This is a genomic window from Kiritimatiellia bacterium (genome assembly GCA_026417735.1).
GTDB lineage: Bacteria > Verrucomicrobiota > Kiritimatiellia > PWTM01 > PWTM01 > CAACVY01.
Genome location: JAOACR010000001.1, coordinates 1 through 12014, shown reverse-complemented (window position 1 = coordinate 12014; position 12014 = coordinate 1). Strand labels below are relative to the sequence as shown.

General features: G+C 68.2%; 9 protein-coding genes and 1 pseudogene. 8 read left to right on the top strand and 2 right to left on the bottom strand.

All coding sequences use genetic code 11. The features are described 5' to 3' along the window. Positions 1-482: 482 nt before the first annotated feature. Positions 483-665 (bottom strand): annotated as a pseudogene (locus tag N2652_00050) (lytic transglycosylase). A gap of 1480 nt (positions 666-2145) precedes the next feature. Here N2652_00050 and N2652_00045 point away from each other — a divergent pair. The 6 genes from N2652_00045 to N2652_00020 are packed head-to-tail and all read left to right on the top strand — an operon-like array spanning position 2146 to position 8631. Beyond that, positions 2146-3375: a M20/M25/M40 family metallo-hydrolase gene (locus tag N2652_00045; GenBank protein ID MCX7817603.1), complete on the top strand. Its 1230-nt coding sequence runs from the start codon at positions 2146-2148 to the stop codon at positions 3373-3375. 54 nt (positions 3376-3429) lie between these two features. Further along, positions 3430-5454 carry an excinuclease ABC subunit UvrB gene (gene uvrB / locus N2652_00040; protein MCX7817602.1) on the top strand — a complete coding sequence of 675 codons (2025 nt, stop codon included), beginning with the start codon at positions 3430-3432 and terminating at the stop codon, positions 5452-5454. 30 nt (positions 5455-5484) lie between these two features. Then, positions 5485-6369, top strand: coding sequence for a carboxylating nicotinate-nucleotide diphosphorylase (nadC, locus tag N2652_00035; protein ID MCX7817601.1), 885 nt, complete (start codon positions 5485-5487; stop codon positions 6367-6369). Next, positions 6366-7067 carry a biotin--[acetyl-CoA-carboxylase] ligase gene (locus tag N2652_00030; protein MCX7817600.1) on the top strand — a complete coding sequence of 234 codons (702 nt, stop codon included), beginning with the start codon at positions 6366-6368 and terminating at the stop codon, positions 7065-7067. Before nadC ends, N2652_00030 begins: the two co-directional genes overlap by 4 nt. Beyond that, positions 7064-7903 carry a type III pantothenate kinase gene (locus tag N2652_00025; GenBank protein ID MCX7817599.1) on the top strand — a complete coding sequence of 280 codons (840 nt, stop codon included), beginning with the start codon at positions 7064-7066 and terminating at the stop codon, positions 7901-7903. Before N2652_00030 ends, N2652_00025 begins: the two co-directional genes overlap by 4 nt. A 32-nt stretch (positions 7904-7935) precedes the next feature. Continuing rightward, positions 7936-8631 (top strand): hypothetical protein, encoded by a 696-nt coding sequence (locus N2652_00020; GenBank protein ID MCX7817598.1) that lies wholly within the window; start codon positions 7936-7938, stop codon positions 8629-8631. A 252-nt stretch (positions 8632-8883) separates the two neighbouring features. Here N2652_00020 and N2652_00015 read toward each other — a convergent pair whose 3' ends face one another. Next, positions 8884-10026, bottom strand: coding sequence for an acetoin utilization protein AcuC (locus tag N2652_00015; GenBank protein MCX7817597.1), 1143 nt, complete (start codon positions 10024-10026; stop codon positions 8884-8886). A 240-nt stretch (positions 10027-10266) separates the two neighbouring features. On the opposite strand from N2652_00015, the gene N2652_00010 reads away from it, so the two are divergent. Both N2652_00010 and N2652_00005 read left to right on the top strand, forming a co-directional pair. Further along, positions 10267-10779 (top strand): hypothetical protein, encoded by a 513-nt coding sequence (locus N2652_00010; GenBank protein MCX7817596.1) that lies wholly within the window; start codon positions 10267-10269, stop codon positions 10777-10779. Positions 10780-10914: 135 nt separating this feature from the next. Then, the coding region (locus N2652_00005) for a DegT/DnrJ/EryC1/StrS family aminotransferase (GenBank protein MCX7817595.1) at positions 10915-12014 on the top strand (1100 nt) is incomplete at its 3' end.

Genomic DNA, 12014 nt, shown 5'->3' with positions numbered 1-12014 from the left:
CCAGATCGCGGCTGGCGTCGGCCGCGCGGCGGGGGCACCGGCGGCGTCTGCGTTTTCGTTTCCGGAGCCGCTGGTGTTGTGGTCGGCGGGTGCGGCGGAGCGTCCCGCCGAGACATGGTTCGGGCGCTCACGCGCGGCCGACGCGCTGGCACGGGAACTGGAACGTATTCGGACCCGCCCGGCGGGCGGCAGTGTAGGAGAGTGGTTGCGCGCCGCGATCCGTCGGTGCGAGCTGGAAAGCGCCGGCCGAACGGTGTGCAGCCTCTCTCCGTCTAATGCGCTTGCGGGGGTCACGTGGCCGCAGGGCGACGTGCTGCAGCTGACGCCGCTCGGCCAGCTCGGATCGGCTCTGGAGCAGCTCGCCGAGGTCGTGGGGCATGCTCCGGGAGACAGAGGTTCGGCCGAAGTTTGGGCGACGGCCTGGCGGGTGGCTCGGGAGGAGGGTGCGTCGCGGGTGGCGGACTGGCTCGCGGAGCTTGCGGTGGCTCTCCGGCCGGAGGGCCTGACCGCGGAGCAGGTAGAGGACCGCGTTGTGGCGGCCTCGGCCGTCTGGCGGCAAGGACGTCGGGAGGAGGCGGAGCAGAAGCTGCGCGCGATTCTTCGTGCGGAGCCCCGCTCACTGGTGGCGCGGGCACTGCTGGCGGAGGTGCGGTGGGAACAGGAGGATCCCACCGACGCCGTTCGTATGGCGACGGAGGTTCTCCGCGAGACCGACGCGTCTGGCGCCTCCGCTGCGGTGGCGCGGTTTCACGCGGCGCGCGTGCTGGGCATGTCGGCGGAGGCCAGACAGGATTTCGTGGAGGCGGTGCGGCAGTATCGAATCGCCGCCGATGCCGCCGCGGCCGGCAGGGTGGCGGATACGGCGCTGGTTACGGGGACGCGACGTCGTCTGGTGCGCGCGTTGCGGCTGGCCGGCGATCCCGGCGCCGCGGCCGCGCAGGCGGAAGAGGCACTCGCGGCAGCCCGTGCCGCCGTCGAGGCTGGCCCGGAAGTGCCGCTTCTCTGCGCGGAGATGGGCGACGCCCGCTTTGCAGTAGGTCAGCTGGACGCTGCGATTGATGCGTGGCGGACAGCCTGCGACGAGTGGTCAGTGTGGCGCGGTGGAGCACCGCCGTTGTCGGTGGTGGTGTCGCTGGGGAGTGCGCTGCTCGAGAGAGGCGAGACCGATGAGGCGATCCGTCGTCTGCAGGCGGCGGCCGAGGGGGCGGCTGCGACATCGGTCGAGGAGGTGGAGCGGGTACGCCTGCAGATTCTGCTTTCCTGGGCGTGGAACCAGCGTGGCGACCGCATTCGTGCGCTGCAGCACGCGCAGGAGGCCTGGCGGATGGCCGCGGCACGCCCGGAGATTGCCGCTCAGGATCTTGCGACACTGCATGCGGATCTTGCTGCGCTGCACCTGAACAGTGGTGATGCGGCGCGCGCCGCGGAATTCGCGGAGCGCGCGCTGGCGGAGTGGGCGCGGTCCGCAGTGACGAATCGCCCATCGCTGTCCGCCGTGTGGGTGTTGCTGGCGGATGCGCGCATGCGGCTGCACCGCTACGCGGAGGCCGCGGTCGCGTGGTCGAACGCGGCGGCGGTCCTGGTGGAACTCGGGCCGGAGTCGCGCTCGGAGTGGGTGCGCGCGCGGACGCAGGAGGTTCTCGCCTGGATCGAGGCGGGGGCGTTGGAGGAGGCGGTGCGGTCGTCAGACTCCCTTGCGGCGTATGGGGAGTCGTTCGGCGGGGCTCTTTCCGCGCGAGCGCTCGCCCGGATCTGGCTTCAGCGGGCCCGTGCCCTCGCGATGGCCGGTCGTGCGGACGAAGCGGACGAGGCGTATGGCCGTGCGTGGTCCGCGATAGAATCGGCAGGGGGCGCGGAGGCGGATCCACTGCTGCGTGCGGAGATCGCGGTGCGGCGGGCGGCGCTGCTTGTGGCTCGCGGTCGTCTGTTCGACGCGCGGGCGGCATTGTCGGTGGCCGGTGATCTGCCGCCAGAGCTGGCTCGCGACCTGGTCGCCACGGTGCGGCGGGTCCGGGCGGTGCTTGACGAGGCGATGAAGCCACACGGCCCGATCACGATACCGGCCGATATCGCGGCGATCCAAATATTGGAAATGGACTACCGCACCCGGCGGGCGCGTGGTCCGGCACCCGTCGAACGGCAGCCGTGAACACCTGGCGGTTGGCGATCTGGACCTCGGTCGCGCTGCTGGTGGTGGGGGCGATTCCGTATCGCCGTGTCGGACCGCTTGCGGGGGTCCGGGGGATCGCAACGGTAGTGGCGGCAGTATTGTTCGCGCTGTGGCTGGTGGCCGGTTCCGTCCAGTTCTGGCGCACTTTCGTTCGGTCGGAGGGCCGCTCGCGGCTGCAACGAGCGGCGGGTGCGGCGGGCGGGTTGCTGCCTTGGGCTGCGGCGATGGGTCTGGTTGTCGCACGCTGCGGTGGCCGCACCGCCGACGCGCCCACGCTCACCGCGGCGCGCGAGGCGACCGCCGCAAGGCTGGAGAGCCGGGTGCGACAGCTGGCCGGCGAAATCGGTGAACGGCATGCGAACGGCCGGCTGGACGCGCTGCGGCAAGCGGCCGGCTGGATCGCGACCGAATTGCAGACCGCGGGCTGGCCGGTGCGGCAGGAACCTTTTGAGGCTCCGAGTGGGCAGGGTGTGGTGACGGTAGTGAATCTGGTGGCGGAGCGTCGTGGCCGCGTGCGTCCCGATGAGCTGGTGCTGGTCGGTGCGCACTACGATACCGTGCCCGGCACGCCCGGCGCCAACGACAACGCGTCGGGGGTCGCGGCGTTGCTTGAACTGGCGACGCGGTGGCGAAGCCTGGAGCCGGACCGCACGCTGCGACTGGTCGCGTTTGTGAACGAGGAGCCGCCGTTCTTCATGACGCCGCACATGGGCAGCGAGGTGCACGCGGCGGCCGCGGTGCGTCGGGGTGAACGGATCGCACTGATGGTTGCGCTGGAAACGATGGGATGTTTTCGCGACGTGCCCGGCAGTCAGGCCTATCCCTCACCGTTGTTCTACCTGCTGTATCCGGACCGTGGCAACTTCATCGCGCTCGTCGGCGGTGTGCGCAGTGCCGGCGCGCTCCGCCGCTTCGCCGCCGCGATGCGATGCGCGACGGACGTGCCCGTGTGCTGGGCCGCGCTACCGATGTGGGTAGCGGGCGTTGCGTGGTCTGATCACTGGCCGTTTGCGCGCCGCGGGGTGCCCGCGCTGATGGTCACGGACACCGCGCCGTTCCGCTATGACGCATACCATCAGCCAGACGACCTGCCCGAGAAGCTGAACTACACGGCGCTGGCGGCGGTGGTCGACGGCGTTGCGGCGGCGGTGCTGGAAGCGGCGGGCGGAGGTGCGCGCGACGCCGCGATGGCAACCGGCGGATGATCGCTGGCCCGGCCGTTGTCGGACCGGCGCCCCGGGCCTATAGTCGAACGCACGATGCGCGAACGATTTCAGCTCGTGGCCCCTTATGCGCCCACCGGCGACCAGCCGGAGGCGATCGAGGCCTTGGTTCGCGGTCTTGAAGAGGGCCGGCGTTTTCAGACGCTCGAGGGGGTGACCGGCTCGGGCAAGACGTTCACGATCGCGAACGTGATCGCGCGCTGGGGGAGGCCGGTGTTGGTGATCTCCCACAACAAGACGCTCGCGGCGCAGCTCTATGCGGAACTGAAAGGATTCTTTCCGCGCAATGCGGTTGAGTACTTCGTCAGTTACTACGACTACTACCAGCCGGAGGCGTACATTCCCGCGACCGACACGTACATCGAAAAGGACGCCTCCATCAATGAAGAAATCGAACGGCTACGGCTGGCCGCGACCGACGCGTTGCTGAACCGCGAAGACGTGATCATCGTCGCCTCGGTCTCCTGCATCTACGGCCTCGGTTCGCCGGAGGACTACCGGGAGATGACCGTCCGGCTGCAAGTGGGCGACCGTTTGGACCGAGATGAGCTGCTGGCTCGGCTGGTCGCGATTCAGTACTCGCGCAACGACCTGGCGCCGGAGCCCGGCACGTTCCGGGTGCGGGGTGAAACGGTGGACGTTTTTCCCTCCTACCGCCACGAGCAGATCCGTGTGACGTTCGATGGCGCCACGGTCGCCGGTTTGCGCCGGCTGGATCCGGTGAGCGGTCGGGCGGGACCGCCGGTGGAGGCGGTGACGCTCTCGCCGGCCCGTCACTTTGTGATGCCATCCGCGAAGATCCGACCGGCGTTAGAGGCGATCCGTGCGGAGCTGGAGGAACGCGTGTCGTGGTTTGTCGAGCGCGGGAAGTTGATCGAGGCGCAGCGGCTGCGCATGCGTACCGAGTACGATCTCGAGATGCTGGCGGAGGTCGGCTTCTGCAGCGGCATCGAGAACTACTCCCGCCATCTTTCCGGCCGCGGGCCCGGTGAACGGCCGGCCTGCCTGGTGGACTATTTCCCGCGGGAATTTCTGACGGTGATTGACGAGTCGCACGTGACACTGCCGCAACTGCGGGGCATGTACAACGGCGACCGTGCGCGGAAGCTCACGCTCGTCGAACACGGGTTCCGGCTGCCGTCCGCGCTCGACAACCGCCCGCTCAACTTCGAAGAGTTTCTCGCGGTCACCGGCCCGATGTTGTTTACCTCCGCGACGCCGGGCGAGTTCGAGCTGCAGATGTCCGGCCCACCGGTACGGCAGCTGATTCGACCGACCGGCATTGTTGATCCGCCGGTCGAGGTCCGACCTCTCGCCAACCAGATTGACGACGTGATGGAGGAGATTCGTCGCGCGGCCGCCCGGCGGGAGAGGGTGCTGGTCACGACATTGACGAAGAAAACCGCGGAAGATCTCGCCGACTATCTACGCTCCGCCGGTCTGCGGGTGCGGTATTTGCACTCGGAGATTGACGCGATCGAGCGGGTGGAGATCCTTCGGGGTCTGCGGAAGGCCGATTTTGACTGTCTCATCGGCATCAATCTGCTGCGCGAGGGTCTGGATCTGCCGGAGGTGTCGCTGGTGGCGATCCTCGACGCGGATAAGGAGGGATTTCTGCGCTCGGAGACCTCGCTGGTGCAGACTGCCGGCCGCGCCGCACGCCATACACGGGGACGCGTGATTCTATACGCGGACGAGATCACCGATTCGATGCGGCGGATGATCGAACGGACGGAGGAGCGGCGCGCCCGGCAGTTGGCCTACAACCGCGAGCACGGCATCACACCGCGTTCGATTGAGAAAGAGATCCAGGCGGCGCTCGCGGTGCGAGAACGGGCGCGAGAGATCGAGCGCCGGATTGTCCGCGAGGGGGGAGAGGACGAGGACGTTCATGCGGCGATTCAGCAGCTGGAGGCCGAGATGTTTGAGGCGGCGGAGGCGCTGGAGTTCGAGCGCGCGGCCATGCTGCGTGACCGGATTCGCGCGCTGAAAGCGGGTCGGCCACTGGTTTCGGCGGCGGGCGGGGCCTGTCGTCGTCGGCGGGCGCGCGCGCGCCGTTGACCCCGCCCCCCCGCCGCGTAAGATGCTCGCATGCGAACAGGCTCTGCGCTGCAGTGGACTGCGCTGGATCGGGCGACACGCCGCGAGGCCGCCACCTTGTTGCGCGCTGCGATCCGGGAGGATGTGGGCAGGGGCGACGTCACCTCGCGCGCGCTGGTGCCGGCGGGAGCGGTCGCTCGCGCGGTGATCGTGGCGCGGCGGCCGTGCGTGCTGGCGGGGCTGCCGCTCGCCGCCGAGGTATTTCGCCGGCTCGACCGACGGATTCGGTGTGAAAGCGACCATCGCGACGGCGAGACGCTGCGCGCAGGGGCGGCCGCGTTGCACGTCGAGGGGCCCGCGCGCGCGCTGCTGGCCGGCGAGCGAATCGCGCTGAACTTCCTCCAACGGTTGTCCGGCATCGCGACGCTCACCCGTGAATTTGTCCGCCGCGTTGGCTCCACCGGCGTCACGATCCTCGACACGCGTAAAACGACGCCGGGCTGGCGCCGCCTGGAAAAGTACGCGGTACGATGCGGTGGCGGAGAGAACCACCGGATGGGGCTCTACGACCGGGTGCTCATCAAGGACAATCATCGCAAACTCTGGGCGGGAACGTCCGCGCGCCCGCTCGCCGACGCGATCCGCGCCGCCCGCCGGCGTTGCGGCGGACGGCTGATCGAGATCGAGGTGGACACGGAGCGCGAACTGCTCGACGCGTTGGAGGGCCGGCCGGACTGGATCCTCCTCGATAACATGTCTCTGGCGCGCCTGCGCCGGTGTGTCCGGCTTGTGCGGGGCCGGGCCCGGCTGGAGGCATCCGGGGGGGTGAGCCTGCACAACGTTCGCGCCATTGCGGCGACAGGGGTGGATGCGATCTCGGTGGGCGCGCTGACCCACTCTGCGCCGGCCGCGGATTTCGGTATGGATTTCCTGTGAGTCCGGCCGCCGTGCCAGAGTCCACCCCGGCCGCGATGCGCGCGCGCATCCAGGAGCGGCTGCTCGCCGCCGCGCCGAGATGGCAGGTGCGAGTGCTCGATCGCGTGGTGTCCACGCAGGACACGGTACGGCGACTCGCGGAGCGCGGTGCACCGGATCGAACGGCGGTACTCGCACGAGAGCAAACCGCCGGGCGTGGGCGTCATGGGCGCCGCTGGCAGTCGCCGCGCGATCAGGGTGTCTATCTGTCGGTGCTCCTGCGCTGCGCGTGGGCCGCCGCGGACGCCGGCTGGTTGCCCTTGCTGGCGGTGGTCGCGACGCTTCGGGCGCTCGGTGATTTGGGCATCCGACACGTTCGGGTGAAGCCGCCGAACGATGTCGTCACACCGCGCGGCAAGATTGCGGGCATCCTCACGGAACCTCGACTGAACGGTTCCCAGATTGACTTTGTGGTGCTCGGTGTGGGCATCAACGTGGGCCAGAGCGAGGAACATTTCAGCGCAGTCGGACTGCGCGGCCACGCGACGTCGTGCCGGATGGAGGGCCTTGTGGTGCCCCTTGAGGAAGTCGCCGCCCGATGGCTGGCCCGCTTCGATGGGCTGTATCGTCCCCGGCCGTTGTCGGGTGCACAGCGGCGGGTGTTGCGGGAGGCCTGGCGCGCCGCCGGCGGGCCGGCTCGCGTTCCGGCGTGGGAATGAAGGTGGCACGCCAGCGGTCGGTCGGGGAGCCGGTTGCGGTTCTGAACATCGGCAACACGCACACAACCCTCGCGCTGGTCGTGGGAGGACGGGTCCTTCGGCGGTGGCGTCAGCGGACGGCTCGCCGCGAGCCCGCGGTGCTCGCCCGGGCGGTCGGCTGGCTGGCGGTCAGGGGGGCGAAGTCGATCGTGGTCGGATCGGTCGTACCGGCTGCGACCCGCGATTGGCGCCGCGCGATTCGGCTGGACGGTCGTCTGGTCGCACTGACGGCGAGCCCGGCACTGGCCCGTCATGTTCGGTTCGACTATCCGCGGCCGTCCACGTTGGGAGCGGACCGTCTCGCAAATATCGCCGCGATCGCCCGCCGAGGAGGGGGGGCGGTGATCGTGGTGGATGCCGGCACTGCCACCACCTTCGATGCGGTGATCGGCGATCGGTACATTGGCGGGGTGATCGCACCGGGCCCGGCGATGTTCTACGACTACCTCGCCGAGCGGACCGCGCGACTTCCGCACCTTCGGGCGGGGCCGGCGGCGACCGGTTCGGTGGGTGATGGGACCGTGTCGGCGATCCGAATCGGAGCCGAAGCGGGGTTTGCGGGAATGGTCAGGGCGATTCTTTGCCGCATGCGCGGCAACGGCGGGTTGCGGCGGGCGAGGGTCGTCGCAACGGGCGGGGCGGCGAAGTTAGTGGTGCGTGCGGTTCCGTCCGCGCGACACGATCCGGACCTCACCCTCCGGGGCTTGGCCGCCCTGGCCGAACGGCGGTGCGCTCCGGAATGCTGCAGCCGGCGCGGCCTGCTCTTGCATTCACGCGGTTCCCGTGTAGTCTGCTGAGAGGTTCGCCTCGTGGCGAGAGGAGATGTGGTATGAGTCCAGTGCTCGATTTGCGGAAGGAGCCGGTGGATCTCCGGCGTGAGCAGGAGGCCTCGCTGGCCCGTCCGCGTCTGCAGTACACGCCGATGGCAAGGATGCTGTTTGCGGCGATGGACCTCCTCTACGGCAAGGACACCTCCCTGCCAAAAGTGCGGTTGCTCGAAACCCTTGCGCGCATCCCGTACCAGGCCTGGGAGACGCGTCAGTACAGCCTGCTGTCGACCCACCATCACGACCGACCGACGGTGGAGCGGGCCACGAAAATTGTGGACTGGGGCCGCGAGGCGCAGGACAACGAGTTCTGGCATCTCCTGGTGATCGACGATCGAATGCGCCAGCTGGGCATGCAGGAAGGCGCGTTTCGACGGATCTGGCTGCCGCGGCTCGCCACGTTCAAGTACGCGTGGTTCAGCCGGCTGCTGGCGCGCGTGAACATCCGCCGCGCGTTCTACCTGAACGCGGAGTTTGAGGATCATGCGGAGCACGCTTACATGCAGTTTGTGAAGGACCACCCGGAGCTTGATCAGGAAAAGGTCGAGTGCGACGTGGCCCAGCAGTTCGGACCGTTCCAAACCTGGGGCGACGTGTTTCGTCGGATCGCACTCGATGAGCGGGACCACATGAACAACAGCTTCCGCTTCTGTGGGATGCCCGAGCGCGTGGTCCGTTACGTCTCGATCGACCGCTGAGTCGACCATCGACCTACTGGCTTGCGCGGGCCAGGGGTAGCATCGCGTTGGCCGTCGAGCCGGGCCGTCGGGTCTGTCCAGGTGCGTCGCGGGGCTTTGTGCAACTCTGTCCGGAACGGTGGATGAGATCGCGTGAACGGCGGACCGATGTTGCGGCTCACGCATGACCGTCACCGTTGGGTGCGGAGGCAACCCCGGCGCACGATGGCGCGCGGAACACCCCCCTCGATCAGTCGGACACCGCGCGTTCGCCTACAGCGGTAGACCGTGCAGCGGAAACAGTCGGCGGCGTAGCCGGTCGATCGTTGCGGACACTTCCGCATCGATCTCCGCCATGTTCGCGGCGTCGGAGATCAGAATGCGGTCGCGGAGTCCTCCGATCCAGTCCGTGTTTTGGAGCATCACGCCGCCGAACCCGGCTCCAAAATCATCCGTCTCGGTGTTCGCGCCGCACAGAATGCTCCAGCACAGAGCCCACCCGCGAACGGTGGGCTCGAACTGGTACCCGCCACCACCGACCGCCAGAATGGGGCGGTTCATTCGCACCAACCGGGAGACAACGCCGGCGGGCACATTGTTGGAGAGCCGCAGGTGGGCCAGCGGGTCGCCGGCCAGGGTGTCCATGCCCAGCTCCACGAGGATCGCGTCGGGAGCAAACGCGTCGGCCAACGGCCAGACGATTTCCGCGAGCACCCGCTCGTAGACGGCGTCGGGCGTCCCGACGGGTAGCGGCACATTGACGGTGTATCCTTCGCCCTCGTCCTCACCGATTTCGTCCTCGAAGCCGGTGCCCGGGAAGAGCGTCCGGCCGCTTTCGTGCACCGAGATCACCATGACGTCTGCGCGCCGGTAAAACGCGTGCTGCACCCCATCGGAGTGGTGCGCATCGATATCCAGCACCAAAACTCGCCGGCCACCGGAGGCCAGCCGCATCGCGCCGAGCACCACATCATTCAGATAGCAAAACCCGGCGGCGCGGTCCGGGAACGCATGGTGAAAGCCGCCGGAGGGATTGAACGCCACCCGCGCCCGACCGTCGAGGATCGCTTCTGCCGCGGTGAGTGTCGCGCCGGTGGCAAGCGCCGGGAACCGGTACATGTGCTCAAATCGTGGGCAGTCCAGTGTGCCGATTCCGGCCTCCAGTCCTTCCCAGCCCAGCTCCTCGCGTTCGCCGCGCTGGAGCAGGTCGAGGTATTCCGGCGTGTGAAACCATTCCAGCTCCTCGCGTCGTGCGGGGCGGGGCGGCAGTTCGATGCGATCGTCGGTGCCGAGTAGCCCCATGCGGGCGACGACATCGCGCGTCTGCTGGGCCCGGTGAGTGTTGAACGGGCAGGAGGGCGGGTAGCCGTCCTCGTCCAGCTCGGGTCCGTGCACGAAAATGGACGCACCCTTCACCGCGCGGGAACCATCCGGATCAGCTGGCATCGGATGCGCAACATAGCGTCTGTCCGCCGCGCTCACAAGCCCGCTGTGGACCTGCGCGCGCGGGCTGCGCACCGCCAGCTCTGCCGTCCGAGCGGCCGCGGGCCGGTCTGCCCCGGCGGATGAAGGGCGCGGCGCCGGCGGTTTGGCGGGGCAGCGCGGCTGGTCTTGACGGCGACGTTCATTTTGTTCATTCTAGAGTGAACGAACGGAATGGCGTCGACCGACCCTGCGTCTGCTGTCTCGCCCGTCGCGCAGCTCGAGCGAGTAGAGCGCGAAGTGGTGGATCTCTTCGTGCGGCTGGCGGAGGTCGCGGGGCTGCCGCGCTCGGTCGGCGAAATTTACGGGTGTCTTTTTATCTGTGCTGACCCGCTGCCGATGGACGGCCTGATGTCGCGCCTGAATCTGAGCAAGGGCGCGGTGAGCCAGGGGCTTCGGTTGCTGCGATCGTTTGGCGCGGTGCGCACTGTGTATGTGCCGGGCGACCGGCGGGACCACTTCACCGCTGAACGGGAACTACGGAAGCTCGTGTCGGGGTACTTGCAGGAGAAAGTGGTGCCCCACCTCCGAAGCGGGGATGAAGGACTGAAGGAAATCCGCGCGCTTCTGACCGAGACCAACGGTGGTGCGCGGAAGGTGCTGCAGGAGCGGGTCGCGCAGCTCAGCCGATGGCACCGGCGGGCGGAGCAGATGATCCCGCTGCTGCTGCGCATGCTGCAAACGTGACGTGGGATGGCCGCGAGTCGAGCGGCGGGGCCGTTGGACGACACCGCTCCAACGACCACGGGCGGTAGCCTGTGCTGATTCGGCGAAGAGCTGACGGGGCGAGGGGAGAGAGCGGAAGCCGAACGCGAGGGCGTGATGAATGTTCCTCTGTTGGACCTGAAGGCGCAGTACGCAGCGATCCGCAGCGAGGTGGAAGCCGCGATGCGCGAGGTGGTGGAGTCGCAGGTCTTCATCAACGGCCCGCAGGTTGGCGCGCTGGAGGCGGCGGTGGCGGCGTACTGCGGCGTGCCGCACGCGGTGGGCGTGTCGTCTGGCACCGATGCGCTGCTCGTCGCGATGATGGCCGAGGAGATCGGCGCCGGCGATGAAGTCGTCACAACGCCCTACAGCTTTTTTGCGACGGCCGGTTCGATCGTGCGGCTGGGTGCGAAACCGGTGTTCGTGGACATTGACCCGGTGACCTTCAATTTGCGGTCGGACCTTGTCGCCGGCGCGGTGACGGCGCGAACCCGCGCCATCTTGCCGGTGCATTTGTTCGGCCAGCTCGCAGAGATGGGGCCGATCCTCGAAGTCGCGAGTCGCCACCACCTGGTGGTGATCGAGGACGCTTGCCAGGCGATCGGGGCGGAGCACCGCGGGCGGAGGGCGGGCGGGATCGGGGACTATGGCTGCTTTTCGTTTTTCCCATCCAAAAACCTTGGTGGTTTTGGCGATGGCGGGATGGTCACCGCTCGCGATCCGGCGAAGGCCGAGTGCGTGCGGCTTTTGCGGATGCATGGAATGCATCCGAAGTATGTGCACCGCAAAGTTGGCGGGAACTTCCGGCTCGACACGCTGCAGGCGGCGGTGTTGCTTGCGAAGCTGCGACATCTCGACAACTGGACCCAGGCGCGCCGGCGGAATGCGGCGCGGTACGATCGCATGTTTGCGGAGGCCGGTCTGACGGTGCGGGGACTGGTTCGCACGCCGGTGACGGTGACGGATCGGCACGTGTTCAACCAGTATGTGATTCGAGCGGAGCGCCGCGACGCGCTGGTGGAGCATTTGCGGGGGTGCGGCATCGGCTGCGAGATTTACTATCCGATTCCGCTCCATCTACAGGAGTGTTTTCGGGGCCTCGGCTACGGCCCCGGAGACTTTCCAGAAGCGGAGCGCGCAGCAAAAGAGACGCTGGCATTGCCGGTCTACCCGGAACTGACCGACGAGCAAGCGAGCGCAGTGGTTCGCGCTGTCGC